Annotated in this window: 16 protein-coding genes and 1 tRNA gene; 15 read left to right on the forward strand and 2 right to left on the reverse strand. The window is 72.2% G+C overall.

The features are described 5' to 3' along the window. Window positions 1-54: 54 nt before the first annotated feature. The 7 genes from trpB (at window position 55) to QPJ90_RS13175 (ending at window position 12497) form a co-directional block, all read left to right on the forward strand. Window positions 55-1269, forward strand: a complete 1215-nt coding sequence (gene trpB, locus QPJ90_RS13145; protein WP_290131635.1) for a tryptophan synthase subunit beta — start codon at window positions 55-57, stop codon at window positions 1267-1269. After that, window positions 1266-2066, forward strand: coding sequence for a tryptophan synthase subunit alpha (trpA, locus tag QPJ90_RS13150; RefSeq protein ID WP_290131636.1), 801 nt, complete (start codon window positions 1266-1268; stop codon window positions 2064-2066). The genes trpB and trpA overlap by 4 nt, the downstream gene beginning before the upstream one ends. Before the next feature lie 214 nt (window positions 2067-2280). Continuing rightward, window positions 2281-3264: a prolipoprotein diacylglyceryl transferase gene (gene lgt / locus QPJ90_RS13155; protein WP_290131637.1), complete on the forward strand. Its 984-nt coding sequence runs from the start codon at window positions 2281-2283 to the stop codon at window positions 3262-3264. A 293-nt stretch (window positions 3265-3557) separates the two neighbouring features. Then, entirely contained in the window at window positions 3558-8075 is a 4518-nt protein-coding gene (gene gltB / locus QPJ90_RS13160) for a glutamate synthase large subunit (protein ID WP_290134236.1), read from the forward strand. A 53-nt stretch (window positions 8076-8128) separates the two neighbouring features. Then, window positions 8129-9586: a glutamate synthase subunit beta gene (locus QPJ90_RS13165; protein WP_290131638.1), complete on the forward strand. Its 1458-nt coding sequence runs from the start codon at window positions 8129-8131 to the stop codon at window positions 9584-9586. Between the two features lie 118 nt (window positions 9587-9704). Next, complete coding sequence (gene pyk, locus QPJ90_RS13170) at window positions 9705-11150, forward strand: pyruvate kinase (protein ID WP_290131639.1); 1446 nt, start codon at window positions 9705-9707, stop codon at window positions 11148-11150. Between the two features lie 249 nt (window positions 11151-11399). Next, on the forward strand, window positions 11400-12497 hold the full coding sequence (locus QPJ90_RS13175; RefSeq protein WP_290131640.1) for a VIT1/CCC1 family protein: 1098 nt from the start codon (window positions 11400-11402) through the stop codon (window positions 12495-12497). A 111-nt stretch (window positions 12498-12608) separates the two neighbouring features. On the opposite strand, the gene QPJ90_RS13180 is transcribed toward QPJ90_RS13175, so the two are convergent. After that, the gene (locus tag QPJ90_RS13180) at window positions 12609-13148 is read right to left on the reverse strand and encodes a DUF308 domain-containing protein (RefSeq protein ID WP_290131641.1); all 540 of its coding nucleotides are present in this window, start codon (window positions 13146-13148) and stop codon (window positions 12609-12611) included. A gap of 237 nt (window positions 13149-13385) precedes the next feature. Here QPJ90_RS13180 and QPJ90_RS13185 point away from each other — a divergent pair, with 237 nt between their 5' ends. From QPJ90_RS13185 to QPJ90_RS13195, 3 genes are read left to right on the forward strand one after another with little or no spacing between them, the layout of a single operon-like run. Continuing rightward, window positions 13386-14927 (forward strand): aldehyde dehydrogenase family protein, encoded by a 1542-nt coding sequence (locus QPJ90_RS13185; RefSeq protein ID WP_290131642.1) that lies wholly within the window; start codon window positions 13386-13388, stop codon window positions 14925-14927. Beyond that, on the forward strand, window positions 14927-15355 hold the full coding sequence (locus QPJ90_RS13190) for a DUF779 domain-containing protein (RefSeq protein ID WP_290131643.1): 429 nt from the start codon (window positions 14927-14929) through the stop codon (window positions 15353-15355). Before QPJ90_RS13185 ends, QPJ90_RS13190 begins: the two co-directional genes overlap by 1 nt. Window positions 15356-15407: 52 nt before the next feature. Further along, on the forward strand, window positions 15408-16586 hold the full coding sequence (locus QPJ90_RS13195) for a GAF domain-containing protein (protein WP_290131644.1): 1179 nt from the start codon (window positions 15408-15410) through the stop codon (window positions 16584-16586). Between the two features lie 87 nt (window positions 16587-16673). On the opposite strand, the gene QPJ90_RS13200 is transcribed toward QPJ90_RS13195, so the two are convergent. Then, complete coding sequence (locus tag QPJ90_RS13200; RefSeq protein ID WP_290131645.1) at window positions 16674-17186, reverse strand: hypothetical protein; 513 nt, start codon at window positions 17184-17186, stop codon at window positions 16674-16676. 156 nt (window positions 17187-17342) lie between these two features. Here QPJ90_RS13200 and QPJ90_RS13205 point away from each other — a divergent pair, with 156 nt between their 5' ends. The 5 genes from QPJ90_RS13205 to QPJ90_RS13225 all read left to right on the forward strand — a co-directional run bounded on the left by QPJ90_RS13205 (window position 17343) and on the right by QPJ90_RS13225 (window position 20874). Continuing rightward, a complete protein-coding gene (locus tag QPJ90_RS13205; RefSeq protein WP_290131646.1) occupies window positions 17343-18026 on the forward strand; it encodes a response regulator transcription factor in 684 nt (227 codons plus the stop codon). Beyond that, window positions 18023-19528, forward strand: coding sequence for a HAMP domain-containing sensor histidine kinase (locus tag QPJ90_RS13210; RefSeq protein WP_290131647.1), 1506 nt, complete (start codon window positions 18023-18025; stop codon window positions 19526-19528). Before QPJ90_RS13205 ends, QPJ90_RS13210 begins: the two co-directional genes overlap by 4 nt. A gap of 7 nt (window positions 19529-19535) precedes the next feature. Beyond that, a tRNA-Leu gene (locus tag QPJ90_RS13215) sits at window positions 19536-19616 on the forward strand. A gap of 51 nt (window positions 19617-19667) precedes the next feature. Then, entirely contained in the window at window positions 19668-20273 is a 606-nt protein-coding gene (locus tag QPJ90_RS13220) for a response regulator (RefSeq protein ID WP_022903868.1), read from the forward strand. A gap of 130 nt (window positions 20274-20403) precedes the next feature. Beyond that, a complete protein-coding gene (locus QPJ90_RS13225) occupies window positions 20404-20874 on the forward strand; it encodes a GNAT family N-acetyltransferase (RefSeq protein WP_290131648.1) in 471 nt (156 codons plus the stop codon). Window positions 20875-20926 lie beyond the last annotated feature (52 nt).

Below are 20926 nucleotides of genomic sequence, written 5' to 3' on the forward strand. Positions count from 1 at the left end.
CCCGCAACGACCCACCCGGTCCGGCAGTCCCGGACCCCGCACGGAAGGCACCTCGTGACCTCGCTCCGCGATCAGCACGGCCCCTACTTCGGCGACTTCGGCGGACGGTTCGTCCCTGAGTCCCTCGTCCTGGCGCTCGACGAGCTCGAGGCTGCCTTCCGCGAGGCCTGGGCCGACCCGGCGTTCCGGCAGGAGCTCGACGACCTGCAGCGCGACTACACCGGACGCCCGTCGATCATCACCGAGGTGCCCCGGTTCGCGAAGCACGCCGGCGGTGCCCGGATCATCCTCAAGCGCGAGGACCTCAACCACACCGGCTCGCACAAGATCAACAACGTGCTCGGCCAGGCGCTCGTCGCCAAGCGGCTCGGCAAGACCCGCCTCATCGCGGAGACCGGCGCCGGGCAGCACGGCGTCGCGACCGCCACGGCCGCCGCGCTGTTCGGCATGGACTGCGTCGTCTACATGGGCGCGGTCGACACGGAGCGCCAGGCCCTGAACGTCGCACGCATGCGGCTGCTCGGCGCGGAGGTCATCCCCGTGGAGACCGGCTCCCGCACGCTCAAGGACGCCATCAACGACGCCCTTCGGGACTGGGTCGCGAACGTCGAGCACACGCACTACCTGCTCGGCACGGTCGCGGGTCCGCACCCGTTCCCCGAGATGGTCCGTGAGTTCCACAAGGTGATCGGGGACGAGGCCCGGCAGCAGGTGCTCGACAAGGTCGGCCGGCTGCCCGACGCCGTCGCCGCGTGCGTCGGTGGCGGTTCGAACGCGATGGGCATCTTCGACGCCTTCCTCGACGACGAGTCCGTCGCCCTGTACGGCTACGAGGCCGGTGGCGACGGCATCGAGACCGGTCGCCACGCCGCGAGCATCTCGCTCGGCCGGACGGGTGTCCTCCAGGGCACGAAGTCCTACCTCATGCAGGACGAGGACGGCCAGACGATCGAGAGCCACAGCATCTCCGCCGGGCTCGACTACCCGAGCGTCGGACCGCAGCACGCGCACCTCGCGGCGATCGGACGCGCGAAGTACGAGCCGATCACCGACGCCGAGGCGATGGAGGCCTTCCGCCTCCTCAGCCGCACCGAGGGCATCCTCCCCGCGATCGAGTCGTCACACGCCCTCGCCGGTGCGATCAAGCTCGGCAAGGAACTCGGCCCCGACGGGGTCATCCTGGTCAACCTGTCCGGCCGCGGCGACAAGGACGTGGCCTCCGCCAGCCGGTACTTCGGCATCCTCGACGAGAACGCGGTGCAGCTGTGAGCACGAACACGAACACCTCGGTCGCGTCGACCATCGACGCCGCCAACGCCGAGCGGGCCGGAGCCGTCGTCGGCTACCTGCCCGCAGGCTTCCCGGACGTGCAGACGAGCGTCGACGCGGCGGTCGCCCTCGCCGAGAACGGCGTGGACGTCATCGAGCTCGGTCTGCCGTACTCCGACCCGGTGATGGACGGCCCGGTCATCCAGCGGGCCGCGGAGGAGAGCCTGGCGAACGGTTTCCGTGTCGCGCAGGTCTTCGACGCGGTCGACCAGATCACGAGTCGGGCCGACGTCCCGGTGCTCGTGATGACGTACTGGAACCCGGTGCTGCGCTACGGCGTCGACCGCTTCGCCGACGACCTGGTCGCCGCCGGTGCGTCCGGGCTCATCACGCCGGACCTCATCCCGGACGAGGCCCGCGAGTGGATGGACGCCTCGGAGCGCACCCACCTCGACCGTGTCTTCCTCGCCGCGCCGTCCTCGACGGACGCGCGCATGCACCAAGCCGTCGAGTCGAGCCGCGGCTTCGTGTACGCCGTGTCGACCATGGGTGTGACGGGTGCGCGCGTCGGGGTCGACGCCGCCGCGCGGACCGTCGTGTCGCGCCTGCGGGACGCCGGTGTCGAGCGCACGTGCGTCGGGCTCGGCATCTCGACGGCCGACCAGGTCGCGGAAGTCCTCGAGTACGCCGACGGCGCGATCGTCGGGTCGGCGTTCGTCCGTGCCCTCGCCGACCTCGGTGTGCAGGGCGTCGCCGACCGCGCGGCGGACCTCACGAGCGGCGCGCAGCGCCGCTGACGGACGGCACCTGCCTGGAGGCCCGGATCACGTGCGCGACGCGGTCACGTGATCCGGGCCTCAGGTCGGTCGTCCCCAGGGAAGACACCGACCGTCACGATTTCCACAGGACCGTCCACGACGGTCATGGCGGGCCGGTGGTCCGCGCTACAGTGATCGAGGCCGCGCCGGACGGCGGCCAGGCCAGCAAGCACCGAAAGGCGACCGCACCTCCATGCCCCTCCTGAGCATCCCGAGCCCGAGCACCGCCTGGCAGTACTTCGACGTGACCGCCTGGCTCCGCGACGCGTTCGGCTGGTCGTTGCCGCTCGACTTCCGCATCCACGCGTACGCGATCTGCATCCTCATCGGCATCGTCGTCGCCGTCGTGATGGCGAACCACCGGCTGAACGCCCGCGGTGTCGAGCGGTGGATCATCATCGACATCGCGATCTGGGCCGTCCCCGCCGGCATCATCGGTGGCCGCCTCTTCCACGTGTTCACCCACGTCAGCGACTACTTCGGGCCCGGGCGCGACCCGTGGTCGTTCCTCTACATCTGGGAGGGCGGGCTCGCCATCTTCGGCGCGCTCATCCTCGGATCCGTCGGCGCGTTCATCGGCTGCCGCCAGGTCGGCCTCCGCTTCACGACCTTCATCGACGCGATCGCGCCGGGTGTGCTGCTCGCGCAGGCGTTCGGACGCTTCGGCAACTACTTCAACCACGAGCTGTTCGGCATGCCGACGAGCCTGCCGTGGGGCCTCGAGATCGAGTCGACCAACGCCGCGTACCCGAAGGGCCTGCCGGAGGGCACCCTCTTCCAGCCGACGTTCCTCTACGAGATCATCTGGAACGTCCTCGGCGTGCTCGTCATCCTCTTCCTCGCGCGGAAGTTCACGCTGCAGTGGGGCAAGGTCATGGCGCTCTACCTGATCTGGTACGGCGCGGGCCGCTCGGTCCTCGAGTCGATCCGTGTCGACACGAGCGAGACCTTCTTCGGTGTCCGCACGAACGTCTGGATGGCCCTCGCGGCGGTCCTGCTCGGCATCGTCATCTTCCTCGTGCAGTCGCGGCGACACACCGGCAAGGAGCCCTCGCCGTACCTGCCCGGTCGCGGGCCGGACGCACGCGCCGATGTAGACTCGGACGACACCTGGTCGGAGCACGACGACGAGCCTGCAGCCGTCGCCGCCGACCCGGTCGGCACCACCCGGTCCTAGCGCTCGGCGTCCCGCAGCGAGCTCCGAGCGCCCCGGACCGGACGCCGACCGACCACCGCCCGCCACGAACCGGGCTCCACACCACCCGTGCCGACGGGGCAACCCGCCGTCGGTACGGACGGGCACCTGTCCCGCCCGTCCGGGCGGAACGCACCACCGGGCCACCGCTGTCCCTGTTCCCATCCTCGTGAGGACGGTTCCCCATGGCGCACCAGCCAGACCAGACGCGCAGCACCGCGTCGTCGCTCCTGCCCCCGCACCGCCGGTTCTCGGCCGTCCCCGACGCCACCGGCATGTACGACCCGGCGAACGAGAAGGACGCCTGCGGGCTCGCGATGGTCGCGACGCTCCGCGGCACCGCCGGGCACGACATCGTCGACGCCGCCCTCGGTGCGCTCCGCAACCTCGAGCACCGCGGTGCCGTCGGGTCGGACGCCGGGACCGGCGACGGTGCGGGCATCCTCTGCCAGGTGCCGGACGCCTTCCTGCGCGACGAGGTGTCGTTCGACCTGCCCGCGGCGGGGGAGTACGCCGTCGGGACCGCCTACCTGCCCCTCGACGAGGACGACCGCCACCGTGTGCAGGGCGCCGTCGAGCGGATCGCGCGCGAAGAGGGCCTGCGTGTCCTCGGCTGGCGGGAGGTCCCGGTGCGTCCGGAGGTCCTCGGCACGCTCGCCCGTGCCGCCATGCCCGCGTTCGCCCAGCTGTTCGTCGCGTCGAACCGGCACGACGTGCACGGTGCTGCCTGGAACGGGATCGCCCTCGACCGCCAGGCGTTCCGCCTCCGCAAGCGTGCCGAGCACGACGTGGAGGTCTACTTCATGTCGCTGTCGAGCCGGACCATGGTCTACAAGGGCATGGTCACGACGCTGCAGCTCGAGCCGTTCTACCCGGACCTCAGCGACGAGCGCTTCGCGTCGAAGCTCGCGATCGTGCACTCGCGGTACTCCACGAACACCTTCCCGTCGTGGCCGCTCGCGCAGCCGTTCCGCACGCTCGCGCACAACGGCGAGATCAACACCGTCCGCGGCAACCGCAACTGGATGCGGGCGCGGCAGTCGCAGCTCCAGAGCGAGCTGCTCGGTGACATGGCGCCGCTGCTGCCGATCGTCAGCCCCGGTGCGAGTGACTCGGCCTCGTTCGACGAGGTCCTCGAGCTCCTCAGCCTGACCGGTCGGTCGCTGCCGCACGCGGTGTCGATGATGGTGCCGGAGGCCTGGGAGAACCAGACCGGCATGGACCCCGAGCTCCGTGCCTTCTACGAGTACCACTCGATGCTCATGGAGCCGTGGGACGGCCCCGCCGCGATCACCTTCACCGACGGCACGCTCGTCGGCGCGACCCTCGACCGGAACGGCCTGCGTCCGGGTCGGTTCCTCGTCACCGACGACGGACTCATCGTCATGGGCTCCGAGACGGGTGTCATCGACGTCCCGGCCGCGAAGGTCGTCCGCAAGGGCCGCCTGCGTCCTGGTCGGATGTTCCTGGTCGACACCGAGGCCGGTCGCATCATCGAGGACGACGAGGTCAAGCGGTCGCTCGCCGGGTCGGGCCCGTGGAGCGAGTGGCTCGAGTCCGGTCGGATCAACCTCGCGGACCTGCCGGAGCGCGAGCACATCGTGCACACGCCGGCCTCGGTGACCCGACGGCAGCGAGCGTTCGGCTACACCGAGGAAGAAGTGCGGATCCTCCTCCGCCCGATGGCCCAGACCGGCGCGGAGCCGCTCGGTGCGATGGGTTCGGACACGCCCATCGCGGTCCTCTCCCAGCGGCCGCGGCTGCTCTTCGACTACTTCACGCAGCAGTTCGCGCAGGTGACGAACCCGCCGCTCGACTCCATCCGCGAGCAGGTCATCACCTCGATGGGCATGGGTCTCGGTCCGGAGCGCAACCTCCTGTCCGCCGGCCCGGAGCACGCGAAGCAGATCGTGCTCGGCTTCCCGGTCATCGACAACGACGAGCTCGCGAAGATCCAGCACTTCGAGACCGCGTCGGGACGGCACCTCACCGTCACGATCAACGGCCTCTACCGGGTCGACGACGGCGAGGCCGCGATGCAGAAGCGCATCGACGCGGTCTGTGCCGAGGTCGACGCCGCCATCGAGTCGGGCAAGCAGTTCATCGTGCTGTCCGACCGCGACGGCAACGCCGAGAACGCCCCGGTCCCGAGCCTCCTGCTGCTCGCTGCCGTGCACCACCACCTGATCCGCACCGAGCGGCGCATGAAGGTCGGCCTGATCGTCGAGGCCGGCGACGTGCGCGAGGTGCACCACGTGGCCACCCTGATCGGCTACGGCGCCTCGGCGATCAACCCGTACCTCGCGATGGAGACGTGCGAGAACCTCGTCCGCGCCGGGATGATCACGGGCATCACGCCCGAGCAAGCCGTCCGCAACGTCATCAAGGCGCTCGGCAAGGGCGTGCTGAAGATCATGTCCAAGATGGGCATCTCGACGGTGTCGAGCTACGCGGGCGCCCAGGCGTTCGAGGCGGTCGGTCTGTCCCAGGAGTTCGTCGACCGGTACTTCACCGGCACGTCGTCGATCCTCGGCGGCGTCGACGTCGACGTGATCGCCCGCGAGAACGCCGAGCGGCACGCCCAGGCCTACCCGCAGGACGGCGCGGTGCTCTCGCACGAGCGGCTGCAGACCGGCGGCGAGTACCAGTGGCGACGCGAGGGCCCGCCGCACCTCTTCAACCCGGACACGGTGTTCCGCCTGCAGCACGCCACGCGCGCCCGCCGCTACGACATCTTCCGCGAGTACTCGAAGGCCGTGGACGACCAGTCCGAGGCGCTGATGACGCTCCGCGGGCTGTTCCGCTTCAAGGACGGCGCACGCCAGCCGGTGCCGCTCGACGAGGTCGAGCCGATCGAGTCGATCGTGAAGCGGTTCAACACGGGCGCCATGTCGTACGGGTCGATCTCGCAGGAGGCCCACGAGACCCTCGCGATCGCGATGAACCGTCTCGGTGCCCGGTCGAACACGGGTGAGGGCGGCGAGGACGTCGAGCGTCTGCTCGACCCCGAGCGTCGGAGCGCGATCAAGCAGGTCGCGTCCGGCCGCTTCGGCGTGACGAGCATGTACCTGACGCACGCCACGGACATCCAGCTGAAGATGGCCCAGGGCGCCAAGCCCGGCGAGGGCGGGCAGCTGCCTCCGCAGAAGGTCTACCCGTGGGTCGCCCGCACCCGGCACGCGACCGCCGGTGTCGGGCTGATCTCGCCGCCGCCGCACCACGACATCTACTCCATCGAGGACCTCAAGCAGCTGATCTTCGACGTGAAGCGGGCGAACCCGTCCGCGCGCGTGCACGTCAAGCTCGTGAGCCAGTCCGGCATCGGCGCGGTCGCGGCCGGGGTGACGAAAGCCCTCGCCGACGTCGTCCTCGTGTCCGGCCACGACGGTGGGACCGGCGCCTCGCCGCTCAACTCGCTGAAGCACGCCGGTACCCCGTGGGAGATCGGCCTCGCCGAGACCCAGCAGACGCTCATGCTCAACGGCATGCGCGACCGCGTCGTGGTGCAGGTCGACGGGCAGATGAAGACCGGGCGCGACGTCGTCGTGGCCGCGCTGCTCGGCGCCGAGGAGTACGGCTTCGCGACCGCTCCGCTCGTCGTCGAGGGCTGCATCCTCATGCGGGTGTGCCACCTCGACACGTGCCCCGTCGGCGTCGCGACGCAGAACCCGGAGCTCCGCGCCCGGTTCTCCGGCAAGGCCGAGTACGTCGTGAACTTCTTCGAGTTCATCGCTCAGGAGGTCCGCGAGCTCCTCGCCGAACTCGGGTTCCGGTCGCTCGACGAGGCGATCGGCCAGGCAGACGTGCTCGACGTCGACCGCGCCGTCCAGCACTGGAAGGCCTCCGGTCTCGACCTCGGTCCGGTGCTGCAGGGTCCGACGTTCGAGGCGGACGAGCCACGCCGACACCACCGCGAGCAGGACCACGAACTCGACGAGCACTTCGACGTCGAGCTGATCCAGCGCACCGCCGACGTGCTCGAGCACGGGGGCTCGGTCGCGCTCGACCTGCCGATCCGCAACACGGAGCGCGCGGTCGGGACGATGCTCGGGCACGAGGTGACCCTCCGCCACGGCGAGCACGGGTTGCCGGCGGGCTCGATCGACATCACCCTGCGCGGCTCGGCGGGGCAGTCGCTCGGCGCGTTCCTGCCCGCGGGCGTGACGCTCCGGCTGGTGGGCGACAGCAACGACTACGTCGGCAAGGGCCTCTCCGGCGGCGAGGTCATCGTCCGCCCAGACGACGAGTCCGCGTTCGACGCGGCCGAGAACGTCATCGCCGGCAACGTCATCGGGTACGGCGCGACCCAGGGCAGCATGTTCATCCGCGGGATCGTGGGAGAGCGCTTCCTGGTCCGCAACTCCGGGGCGACCGCGGTGGTCGAGGGTGTGGGAGACCACGCACTCGAGTACATGACCGGTGGGCTGGCGCTCATCCTCGGCGAGACCGGGCGGAACCTCGGCGCCGGCATGTCGGGCGGAACCGCGTACGTGCTGGGCCTCCGCGACGAGGACGTCAACCAGGACGCCCTCGCGAGCGGGGAGCTGCGTCTCGGGCCGCTCGACAGCGCCGACGTCGAGATCGTCACCGACCTGCTCGAGCGACACCGCGACGAGACGGGGTCGACGGTCGCGGCGGAACTGCTCGAGTCCGGTGACCTCAGCGGCTTCGTGAAGGTCCTGCCGCGCGACTACGCGGCGGTCCTCGCAACCCGGCAACAGGCCGTGGAAGAAGGGCTCGACCCCGACGGCGACATCGTCTGGAACCGCATCTTGGAGGCGACCAATGGCTGACCGGGCGCGGATGGTGGAACCGGCTGCGTACACGAACACCACGGAGGCGACCAATGGCTGACCCGAAGGGCTTCTTGAAGGTGCAGGAGCGCGAGCTCCCGCAGCGACGCCCCGTCCCCGTGCGGCTCATGGACTGGAAAGAGGTCTACGAGCAGCAGGAGTCCGGCGCACTCAAGCGCCAGGCCGGCCGTTGCATGGACTGCGGCGTGCCGTTCTGCCACCAGGGCTGCCCGCTCGGCAACCTCATCCCGGAGTGGAACGACCTCACCTGGCGCGGCGAGGGTCGGCAGGCGATCGAGCGGCTGCACGCCACGAACAACTTCCCGGAGTTCACGGGTCGGCTCTGCCCGGCGCCGTGCGAGGCGTCCTGCGTGCTCGGCATCAACCAGCCCCCGGTGACGATCAAGCAGGTCGAGGTCTCGATCATCGACGAGGCGTTCCAGAACGGCTGGGTCACGCCGCACCCGCCCGAGCGCCTGACAGGCAAGACCGTCGCGGTCGTCGGCTCCGGCCCGGCCGGGCTCGCGGCCGCGCAGCAGCTGACCCGCGCCGGCCACACGGTCGCGGTGTACGAGCGCGACGACCGGATCGGCGGCCTGCTCCGCTACGGCATCCCGGACTTCAAGATGGAGAAGCGCCAGATCGACGCGCGTCTCGCCCAGATGCAGGCCGAGGGCACACGCTTCCGCGCGGGTGTCGAGATCGGGCGCGACATCACCTGGGACGACCTGAAGTCCCGCTACGACGCCGTCGTGGTGGCGACCGGGGCGATGGTCGCGCGCGACCTGCCGATCCCGGGGCGCGACCTCGCGGGCGTCCACTACGCGATGGACTACCTCGTCCAGCAGAACAAGACGAACGCCGGCACGACCGTCGACAACCAGACCACGGCCGAGGGCAAGCACGTCGTCGTGATCGGCGGCGGTGACACGGGGGCGGACTGCATCGGCACCGCACACCGGCAGGGCGCCCTCAGCGTGACGAACCTGGCGATCGGCAAGCAGCCGCCGCTCGAGCGTCCGTCCGAGCAGCCGTGGCCGATGTTCCCGACCGTGTTCGAGGTCACGAGCGCCCACGAGGAGGGCGGCGAGCGGCACTTCCTCGCCTCCACCGTCGAGTTCCTCGGCAACGAGGCCGGCGAGGTCCGTGCCCTCCGTGTCGCCGAGACCGAGTACCTCGACGGCCGACGGGTCCCGAAGGCCGGCACCGAGCGCGAGATCCCCGCCGACCTCGTCCTCATCGCCATGGGCTTCACCGGGCCGGAGACCGACACCATCGAGCCCCAGCTCGGGCTGCCCACCGCGCCGTCCGGAGCGCTCGCCCGCGAGGCCGACTACTCCACCAACGAGCCGGGCGTCTTCGTCGCCGGGGACGCCGGTCGCGGGCAGTCGCTGATCGTGTGGGCGATCGCCGAGGGCCGTGCCGCCGCCGCGAAGGTCGACGAGTACCTCGAGGGCTCGACGATCCTGCCGGCGCCGGTCAAGGCGACCGACCGCGCGATCACCGTCTGATGCCCGACGAGTGAGCGACGGGCCACCGGCACTCGGTAGGGTGCTGGTGGCCTCGCTTCGTTCCGCGCGGCCCCACAGCGCGGAAACCCAAGCACCATCCACCACCAGAAGGAATCCATTGAGACGCGCAAAGATCGTTTCGACGCTCGGACCGGCAACGTCGGAGTACGAGACCGTCAAGGAGATCATCGAGGCGGGCGTCGACGTCGCCCGACTCAACCTCAGCCACGGTGACTACAGCGTCCACGAGGCCAACTACGAGAACGTCCGTCGCGCCGCCGAGGAGCTCGGCAAGCCCGTCGCGATCCTCGTCGACCTGCAGGGCCCGAAGATCCGCCTGGCGAAGTTCGCCGACGGCCCCCACGAGCTCGCGGTCGGTGACGTCTTCACGATCACGACCGAGGACGTCCCCGGCTCGAAGGAGGTCTGCGGGACGACCTTCAAGGGCCTGCCGCAGGACGTCAAGCCCGGCGATCCGCTCCTCATCGACGACGGCCGCGTGCGGCTGCGCGTGCTCGACACCGACGGGGTCCGCGTCCGGACCGAGGTCGTGGTCGCCGGCACGGTGTCGAACAACAAGGGCATCAACCTCCCGGGTGTCGCCGTCAACGTCCCCGCGCTGAGCGAGAAGGACGAGGCCGACCTCCGCTGGGCGATCCGCCAGGGCGCCGACCTCATCGCGCTGTCGTTCGTCCGGAACGCCGCCGACGTCCAGCGCGCGCACGAGATCATGGACGAGGAGGGCAAGCGCCTCCCGGTCATCGCGAAGATCGAGAAGCCGCAGGCCGTCGACGCGCTCGAGGAGATCATCGACGCCTTCGACAGCATCATGGTCGCCCGCGGTGACCTCGGCGTGGAGCTCCCGCTCGAGGCCGTGCCGATCGTGCAGAAGCGCGCGGTCGAGCTCGCCCGCCGCATGGCGAAGCCGGTCATCGTCGCGACGCAGATGCTCGAGTCGATGATCTCGTCGCCGATCCCGACCCGCGCCGAGACGTCCGACGTCGCGAACGCGGTCCTCGACGGCGCGGACGCGGTGATGCTCTCGGGCGAGACCAGCGTCGGCGAGTACCCGGTGCAGACGGTCCGCACCATGGCCCGCATCGTCGAGTCCACCGAGGACCACGGCCTCGAGCGCATCGCCCCGCTCGGCACGAAGCCCCGCACGCTCGGGGGTGCGATCACCCTCGCGGCCGTCGAGATCGCGGAGTTCACCGAGGCGTCGTACCTCTGCGTGTTCACCGAGTCCGGCGACTCGGCTCGTCGCATGTCGCGCCTGCGTCACGGCCTGCCGATCATCGCCTTCACCCCGAACGAGGCCACGCGCCGCCGCATGGCGCTCACCTGGGGCGTGCGCTCGTTCCTCGTCGACCGGAAGACCCACACCGACGAGCTGTTCTCGCAGGTCGACGACGTCCTCCTCGAGCACGGTCTCGCCGCGCCGGGCGACCGCGTCGTCGTGACGGCGGGTTCGCCTCCCGGCATCGAGGGGTCGACGAACGATCTCCGGGTGCACCGTGTCGGGGACGCGCACGCCGAGGCCGCCCCGGCCTACGTGCGCGACTGACACCGGTCGCGTCAGACACCGGTCGAGTCTGGACAGGGCGCGGACGGGAGGCACGGTGCGGGTGATCCGCACGGCCTCCGGTCCGCGCCCTGTCGCGTCCCGCTCCGCGCCTGCGCCGACGACGCACGTCGCGTCGCGCCCCCACCTGCGCCGACGACGCGCATCGCGTCCATCCCGCACCCGCCCCGACGACCCGCGTCGCGTCCGCCCCGCGGCCGGCGCGACCGCCCCGTCGCGCGACCGGGCAGGATGGGTGCTGTGAGCCTCCAGGACGACACCGCGTCAGCACCCACCGGCGCCGAGGTCCGTCGCTGGCGCCGCTACCTGGCCGACGAGCGCGCGGAGGCGGCCGTCTACCGCAACCTCGCTGCGCGTCGCACCGGTGAGGAGCGCGAGATCCTCGCCGCCCTCGCCGAGGCGGAGGGGCGGCACGAGCAGCACTGGCTCGAGCTCCTCGGCGACCGTGTCGGCCGACCGCAGCGGGGGAGCCTGCGCACCCGGGTCCTCGCGTCGCTCGCGAAGCGGTTCGGCTCGGTGTTCGTGCTCGCGCTCATGCAGCGGGCCGAGGACCGCTCGCCGTACGCGGACGACGACGACGCCACCGCTCGGATGGCTGCCGACGAGCGCATCCACGGCGAGGTCGTCCGCGGTCTCGCGAACCGTGGGCGCATGCGGCTGTCCGGCACGTTCCGCGCGGCCGTCTTCGGCGCGAACGACGGCCTCGTGTCGAACCTCGCGCTCATCATCGGCATCAGCGCGTCCGGGGCCGACCGCCACTTCGTCCTGCTGAGCGGCATCGCGGGGCTCCTCGCCGGCGCGCTGTCGATGGGCGCGGGGGAGTACGTGTCGGTCCGGTCGCAGCGCGAGCTGCTCGAGGCATCCGCACCGCACCCGGAGGCCGGCCGTGCGGTGGCGGACCTCGACGTCGACGCCAACGAACTCGCGCTCGTCTACCGGGCGCGTGGCATGGACGAGGCCGCGGCGCACGCCCACGCGGCCGAGGTCATCGCCGGGCTCGGGCCGTCCGCCGAAACGGGGTCCACGCCGACGCGGGACGACCACGAGGCGATCGGCAACGGCATGAGCGCGGCGCTGTCGAGCTTCTGCTTCTTCGCCTCCGGTGCGGTGATCCCGATCCTGCCGTACGCGTTCGGGCTCGAGGGGTGGCCCGCGATCACGGTCGCCGGTGCGCTCGTCGGGATCGCGCTGCTCGGGACCGGGGCGGTCGTCGGGGTCCTCAGCGGTGCCTCACCGCTCAAGCGGGCGCTGCGGCAGCTCGCGATCGGGTTCGGCGCGGCGGTCGTGACGTACGGGCTCGGGCTGCTGTTCGGGACCGGCGCGGCGTAGCGGCCCCGGCGGCCGATCGTCGTCGGCCGGACGCCGTGGCGTCGGTCGGCCGTCGCCGCGGCCGCCCGCGCCCGCGCCCGCGGACGGGAACGGGAACGGACGCGGACCCGGTCAGCGTCGCACGGCTGCGCGCGGCGGCAGGAGCAGCAGCGCGGCGGCGCCCACGACGACCAGGGCGATGCCGGCGAGCACCGTGAAGACCGCGAGCGCGAGCGTGGGGGCGAGGAGGACCGCGACGCCGCAGAGGACCGAGAGCACCCCGCTCACCGCGGTCGGGACGCGCGACGACCCGGGGTGCCCGACGACCGCGCCGATGACCGCCACGGCGCCCTCGACGATGAACCCGACGCCCGCGAGCACCGCGTACACGACGAGCGGCACGAACGGGTCCACCAGGCAGAGCAGCCCGGCGAGGCCGACGAGCACGCCGACGACGCCCGACGTCCACCGCCAGACCGGTGCCGTCCCGTGCCCGCGGACCGCAGCGAACACCCGGAGGGCACCCGCCACGACGAGGTAGACGCCGAACACCACCGCGAGGAGCGCCAGGGTCGGGCGCGGCCAGGCGATCGCGACGATGCCCAGGGCGATCGCGACGACGGCGGTCACGACGACGAAGACGCGGAACGTCCGGACGGCACGAGAGTCCACGAGCGCTCCTTCCCTGGTCGGCCGCGGTCGGGCCTGCTCGGCATCGACGCTACCGCGAGCGCCGATGCCCGGTTCCCGCGGGCGGCGCCGCCCGGGTGCGGCGGGCGGCGCTACCCCGGCGCTGCGGCCTACGGCGCCCGGCTGCCGACCGTGCAACCGGATGCAACCTCGCCCGTCGTAGCGTGCGGGCAGGCGCGGACCCAGCGCCGCCGACAACGTCGTCGAAAGGTGTCCACCATGACCATCGCACCGTCGCCCGCCACCTACGCCGCCCCCGGCGAGGACGGCTCGCTCGTCGAGTACCGGTCGCGCTACGACCACTTCATCGGAGGCGAGTACGTCGCCCCCGCGGGCGGGCAGTACTTCGAGAACCCGACGCCCGTCACCGGCAAGGTCTTCTGCGAGGTCGCCCGCGGCGACTCCACGGACGTCGACCGGGCCGTCGAGGCCGCGTGGAAGGCGTTCCCGGCGTGGAGCCGCACGAGCGTCGCCGAACGAGCCGGGATCCTCAACAAGATCGCCGACCGGATGGAGGAGCAGCTGCAGATGCTCGCGGTCGCTGAGACGTGGGAGAACGGCAAGCCGATCCGCGAGACCCTCGGCGCGGACATCCCGCTCGCGATCGACCACTTCCGCTACTTCGCGGGCGCGATCCGCGCGCAGGAGGGCTCGACGGGGGAGATCGACCACGACACCGTGGCGTACCACTTCCACGAGCCGCTCGGCGTCGTCGGCCAGATCATCCCGTGGAACTTCCCGATCCTCATGGCGGTGTGGAAGCTCGCCCCGGCCCTCGCCGCGGGCAACTGCGTCGTGCTGAAGCCCGCCGAGCAGACCCCTGCCTCGATCCACGTGCTCGTGGAGCTCATCCGCGACCTGCTCCCGGCCGGGGTGCTCAACGTCGTGAACGGCTTCGGCATCGAGGTCGGCGCGCCGCTCGCCCAGCACCCGGACATCCGGAAGGTCGCGTTCACGGGTGAGACGACGACGGGCCGGCTCATCATGCAGTACGCGTCGCAGAACCTCATCCCGGTGACGCTCGAGCTCGGCGGGAAGAGCCCGAACGTGTTCTTCGCGGACGTCGCCCAGGAGCGGGACGCCTTCTACGACAAGGCACTCGAGGGCTTCGCGTTCTTCAACCTCAACCAGGGCGAGGTCTGCACGTGTCCGTCGCGGGCGCTCGTGGCGAAGGAGATCTACGACGGCTTCGTGGCCGACGGACTCGACCGGGTGCGCGCCGTCAAGCAGGGCCACCCGCTCGACCCGGCGACGATGATCGGGGCGCAGGCCTCGAACGACCAGCTCGAGAAGATCCTGAGCTACATCGACATCGGCAAGCAGGAGGGCGCGAAGCTGCTGACCGGCGGTGAACGGGCCGACCTCGGCGGGGAGCTGTCCGGCGGCTACTACGTCACCCCGACGATCTTCGAGGGCGACAACTCGATGCGGATCTTCCAGGAGGAGATCTTCGGCCCGGTGCTCGCCCTGACGTCCTTCAGTGGCTACGACGACGCCATCCGGATCGCCAACGACACCCTGTACGGCCTCGGCGCGGGCGTGTGGAGCCGCGAAGCGACGACGCTCTACCGCGCCGGGCGGGACATCCAGGCCGGTCGAGTCTGGTCGAACACGTACCACCAGTACCCGGCGGGCGCGGCGTTCGGCGGGTACAAGCAGTCGGGCATCGGGCGCGAGAACCACAAGATGATGCTCGAGCACTACCAGCAGACGAAGAACCTCCTCGTGTCCTACGCCGAGGGCCCGATGGGCTTCTTCTGATGCCGGACTCCGACGGCGGAGCGGCGCCCCGACCCGCCACCGCCCGTGTGGCGGTCACACCGGCGGCGGGGGAGCTCCTGCGCTCCCTCGCCGCCCGGCACGGCCCGCTCATGTTCCACCAGTCCGGCGGCTGCTGCGACGGCTCGAGTCCGATGTGCTACCCGGTCGGCATGTTCCGGACCGGCCCCGGCGACGTGCTCCTCGGCGCGTTGGACGTGGACGGCATCGACCCGGTCGAGGTCTACATGTCCCGGTCGCAGTTCGAGTACTGGAAGTACACGCACCTCACGATCGACGTCGTCGACGGCCGCGGTGCGGGCTTCTCGCTCGAGGTCCCGGAGGGCAAGCGCTTCCTGACGCGGTCGCGGATGCTCACCGACGACGAGCTGGTCGACCTGGGCCTGGTCCCGGCGAGTGGTCGGACGTAGGCTGACCGCACCAGCTGCGACGACGCGGTCGGGGTTCCGGACAGGAGGGCACGTGCGCGCACCGTCCGGGCTCCGTCCGCTCGTCGCCGAGTCGTGGGAGCGGTCCGCCCGTGTCGACCCGGACGGCCTCCCCGAGGTCGCACTCGGCGACGACGAACTCGATGCCCTCCGCCGTGCCGGCCCGCTCGGGACCGCGCTGCCGGTCGTCCGTCGCCTGCTCCTCGACGACGCACGGTCCGCGGGGTGCATCGTCGCCGTGACGGACGCGGCCGGCCGGCTGGTCTGGGTCGAGGGCGCGCACCGGGCCCGCAGTGCGGCGGAGGGGATGGGGTTCGTCGCGGGCGCCGACTGGGCGGAGGAGCACGCGGGCACGAGCGCACCGGGGACCGCGCTCCGGCTCGGTCGCCCGGTCCAGATCCACGCCGAGGAGCACTACGCGACGGCCGTGAAGGCGTTCTCCTGCACGGCGGTCCCGCTCCGGGACGCCTCGGGGCACGTGGTCGGTGCGCTCGACCTCACGGGCGACGAACGCGCGGTCGAACGGCACACGCTCCCGCTGCTCACCGCGACCGCCGCCGCAGCGGAGGCCGAGCTCGCCCTCGCCGCACTCCGTCACCCCGTCGCTCCGTCGCCCCGACCGGGACCGGGACCGACCGGTCTGGACCTGCTCGGTTCCGACACGGCGACCCTCCGGACCGGGGAACGCAGCGTCCGACTGTCCGAGCGGCACTCGGAGATCCTCGCCGTGCTCGCCGCCGCACCCGCCGGGCTCGGGGCGGCGGACCTCGCGGTCGCCGTCTACGGCGACGTCCGGGCGGTGACGACGCTGCGCGCCGAGGTCGTCCGGCTCCGACGGGTGCTCGCTGACCATGCGCCGGACGCACGCCTGACGTCACGGCCGTACCGTCTGTCCGGGATCCGGACCGACGTCGACAGCGTGCTGTCCGCGCTCGACCGCGGGGCGCGCCTCCAGGCCGTCGACCGGTACACCGGACCGGTCCTGCCCGGGTCCGCGTCGCCGGGTGTCGACGACCTGCGCGACCGGGTGCGCTCCCGGTTCCGCGAGGCGCTGCTCGCCGACGGCGGCGTCGACGCGCTGCAGGCGTGGGCACGCACCGCGGACGGAGCCGCGGACGAGCAGGTGCTCCGCGCGCTGCTCGCTGTGCTGCCGCGGCGGTCGCCGCGTCGGGCCGGCGTGGTGGCGGCGATCGAGGCGATCGAGCGTCCCTGACCGCAGGCGCTGACGGCCGGGAGGCACGACACGCGTCGACCGGTCGGCCGACGGTGCGCGCCTCCCGCACCGGGTGCGGTCACCCGGTCAGGACCCCGTCGTCGGCGCGGGCGTGGCGGAGCCGCCCTCGCTCGGGGCTGTGCCGTCCTTCGGTGCGGCGGGCGGGGTGGGGGCCTTCCCGTCCTTCGGTGCGGCGGGCGGGGTGGGAGACTTCCCGTCCTTCGGTGCGGCGGGCGGGGTGGGAGCCTTCCCGTCCTTCGGTGCGGCGGGCGGCGTGGGAGCCTTCCCGTCCTTCGGCGCGGCCGGCGGCGTGGGGGCCTTGCCGTCCGCGAGCGGGCCCGCGGCGCACCCCGGCGCCGCGGCGGGGCCACTCGCGTCGCCTCCAGGTCCGGCCTTGGGCGCACCGCTGGGCGCTCCGCTCGGTGCACCGCTGGGTGCTCCGGACGGGGCGACGCTCGGTGCGCTCGGCGCCGCCATCGCCGCTGTCACACCGATCCCACCGAGGACCAGCGCCGCTGCCGCCGCGGTGCCGATGCCGACCGCCCGGAGGGTCCGGCGTCGACGGCCGGCGGTGGGCTGGTCGTCCTGTTCGTGCTGCATGGTGTCTCCTGTTCGTCGAGCGGCTGACCGGTCGGACCGCCGCGGAGGAGACGCTCGGATCCGAATCTGAAGCAGGACTGAAGCATGTGCGGCGCACAGGGTTTCTCCAGGCCGTTCCAGGCTCCGTGATGGCGGTGCCGACCTACGGTGTCCGCCGTGAACGCACCAGCACGCATCCTCGTGGTCGAGGACGACGACTCCCTCCGGACCGCGGTGGCGACGAGCCTCCGCGCCGAGGGCTTCGTCGTCGCCGGGGCCCCGGACGGCCGCACCATCGCCGAGGACCTCGACCGGACGGCCCCCGACCTCGTGCTCCTCGACTGGATGCTCCCCGGGCCGAGCGGCATCCTGCTCGCCGCGCGCATCCGTGCCCGCTCGGACGCCGCCGTGGTGATGACGACCGCGCGCGACGAGCTCGACGACCGGCTGCGCGGGTTCGCCGAGGGTGCGGACGACTACGTCGTGAAGCCGTTCGCGATGGCCGAACTCGTCGCCCGCGTCACGGCGGTGCTGCGCCGACGCGGACGGATCCCGTCGGTGATCGAGGTGGGTGACCTCGTGCTCGACCCCGACGCCTCGACCGTCCGACGGGCCGGCGTCGTGCTCGACCTCACCGCGACGGAGTTCCGGCTCCTCCGGTTCCTCGCCGAGAGCCGCGGCCGCACGGTCTCGAAGGCGCAGATCACGACCCAGGTGTGGGGCTACGAGGACATCGCCCCGAACGTGGTCGAGGTCCACCTCAGCGCACTGCGTCGGAAGATGGAGGCCCACGGCCCTCGGCTCGTGCACACCGTGCGCGGGCTCGGCTACCGGCTCGCGGTCGACCGGGGTGCCGCGTGAGCAAGGACCTCGCCGCTCCCGGTCGACCGCTCCGCACCACCTCCCTCCGGCTCCGCACCGTCGTCGCCGTCACCGTGCTGCTGGCCGTCCTGCTCGCGGGACTCGTCGTCGCGGTCGAGGCCGTCCTCGGTGCCCGGCTCACCGCCCAGGTCGAGGACCGCCTGCGCGACCGCGCGTCGGCGGCCGCCGCACTCGTGGGGGTGCTGGACGCCGACGACCTCGCCGACCGGCTGTCGGCGCAGGGACTCTCGGTCCGCATCGTCGAGCCCGACGGTGCCGCCGTCGAGGCCGGTCCCACGCCGGACCAGCTGCGGAACGGCCCGCCGGACCCCGGGGGTCTGCCGGGCCCCGCGGCGAAGGCGGACGCCTCGGGCACTGGGCGATCCGCGGCGACCGGATCGTCCGCAGCAGGGTCCGCCAGCACGTCGACGGCCGGCACACGGATCACCTCGTCCTCGGTGCAGGACGACGACGGCGTGCTCACGCTCCGGTCGGACCTCGCCGACGGGACGCACATCACCCTCACCGCCGGGACCCGTGACGTGCAGGAGACCCTCACACAGCTCGGCTGGGTGATGGGCGGCGCGTCCGCGGCCTTCCTCGGGGTCGCGGTCGTCGGTCTCGTCCTCGTGGTCCGGCGCACGATGCGACCGCTCGACGAGATGACCGGGGCGGCGCGCTCGATCGCCTCCGGGGACCGCGGCCGACGACTCCGGCCGGAGCGGACGGACACCGAGATCGGACGGGTCGCGCTCGCGTTCGACGAGATGCTCGACGCCGTCGAGGGTGCGGAGGCGAAGGCCGTCGCCGCCGAGGAACGGGTGCGCGGGTTCCTCTCCGACGCCGCGCACGAGCTCCGGACACCCGTCGCAGGTGTCCGGGCCGCCGCCGACACCCTCGTCCGGAACGGTGCCGCGGACCCCGGGACGAACGAGGAGCTCGCGGTCCACGTCGTCCGGCAGGCGGACCGCGCGGCCCGGCTCGTCGACGACATGCTCACGATGGCCCGGCTCGACCGGGGGATCGCGCTCGACCGGCGCCCGACCGACCTCGGGCCGTGGCTCGTGGCGGAGGTCGACCGGCTGCGGCTCCGGTTGCCCGCCACCACCGTCGACGCGACCGTGCCCGAGCACGCGGTGGTCGCCGACGTCGACCCGGACCGGCTCGCGCAGGTCGTCGGCAACCTCGTCGACAACGCCGCACGGGCCACGGGGCCGAGCGGGACCGTCCGCCTCACCCTGACGGAGGAGTCGGGGGAGGCCGTCGTCCGGGTCGAGGACGACGGGCCCGGCATCCCGGCGTCCGAACGGGAGCGGGTGTTCGACCGGCTCGTGCGGCTCGAGGCCTCCCGCGACGTCCGTTCCGGCGGTGCCGGGCTCGGGTTGCCGATCGCCCGGGGCATCGCCGAGGCCCACGGCGGGACGCTCGCGCACGCCGACAGCCGTCGCGGTGTCGACGGTCTCGGCGGCGCCGTGTTCGACCTGCGGGTGCTGCTAGCCTGATGTCCTCGCGAGTGTGGTGGAACGGTAGACACGGGGCACTCAAAATGCTCTGCCTCACGGCGTGCGGGTTCGAGTCCCGCCACTCGTACAAGAGCCTGCCGAGCGAGGAGTGCAGGCGACTTCTAGTAAGGTTTCGTTCGTGAGTGACACAGAAGCAACCCCAGCAGCACCGCGTCGCGTCGTCGTCGCCGAGGACGAGTCGCTCATCCGCCTCGACATCGTCGAGATCCTCCGCGACAACGGCTTCGACGTCGTCGGTGAGGCGGGCGACGGCGAGACCGCCGTGCAGCTCGCCACCGACCTCCGTCCCGACCTCGTCGTCATGGACGTCAAGATGCCCCAGCTCGACGGCATCTCCGCGGCCGAGAAGCTCTCCAAGAACCACATCGCTCCGGTGGTCCTCCTCACGGCGTTCAGCCAGAAGGACCTCGTCGAGCGCGCGACCGAGGCCGGCGCCCTCGCCTACGTCGTCAAGCCGTTCACGCCGAACGACCTGCTCCCCGCGATCGAGATCGCCCTCTCGCGCCACCAGCAGATCATCACGCTCGAGGCCGAGGTCGCCGACCTCGTCGAGCGCTTCGAGACCCGCAAGCTCGTCGACCGCGCCAAGGGCCTCCTCAACGAGAAGATGGGCCTCACCGAGCCCGAGGCGTTCCGGTGGATCCAGAAGGCGTCGATGGACCGCCGTCTGACCATGCACGACGTCGCCAAGGCGATCATCGAGCAGCTGAGCGCCAAGAAGTAGCGTCCGCGTCGCTCGCACGAGAGCGCCGTCTCCCACCGGGAGGCGGCGCTCTCGTCGTCTGCGGCGCCGCGACCCGGCCTGGAGGCGCGGGGTGCGCCCGCCCCGGCCGGCCGCCTGGCAGGGTGGAGCGATGGACGACGTGGTGATCCGTGCCTCCCGGCCGACCGACATGGCGGCGGTCGCCGACCTGCGGTGGCGGTGGAGCGTCGACGAGGACGGCGTCGCCCCGGCGGTGACGCCGGCGGAGTACCGGGACGCGATGCGCGTCTTCGCGGCCGAGCACCCCGACTCGCACCGGTGCGTCGTCGCGGAACGGGACGGGCGGGTGCTCGCCATGGCGTGGCTCGCCCTGAACCCTCGGCCGCCGGCGCCGCACCGACCACGGGGCCGGGTGGCGGCCGAGCTCCAGACCGTGTACGTGCACCCGGACCTCCGGGGTGCCGGCGTCGCCGGGCGGCTCGTCGAGCGGCTGCTCGAGATCGCGGACGAGGCCGGAGCCGAACGCGTCGTGGTGCACTCGAGCGTCGTCGGCGAGCGGCTCTACCGGCGGCTCGGCTTCGACGACGCTCGACGGCTGCTGCAGCGGCCGCCCGAGGACTGACACCGCCCAGCCCGAACCGGGTCGGCCAGGCTCGGGGCGACCAGGCTCGGAG

Origin of the sequence: Curtobacterium sp. 458, from assembly GCF_030406605.1 — a bacterium.
Classification (GTDB): domain Bacteria; phylum Actinomycetota; class Actinomycetes; order Actinomycetales; family Microbacteriaceae; genus Curtobacterium.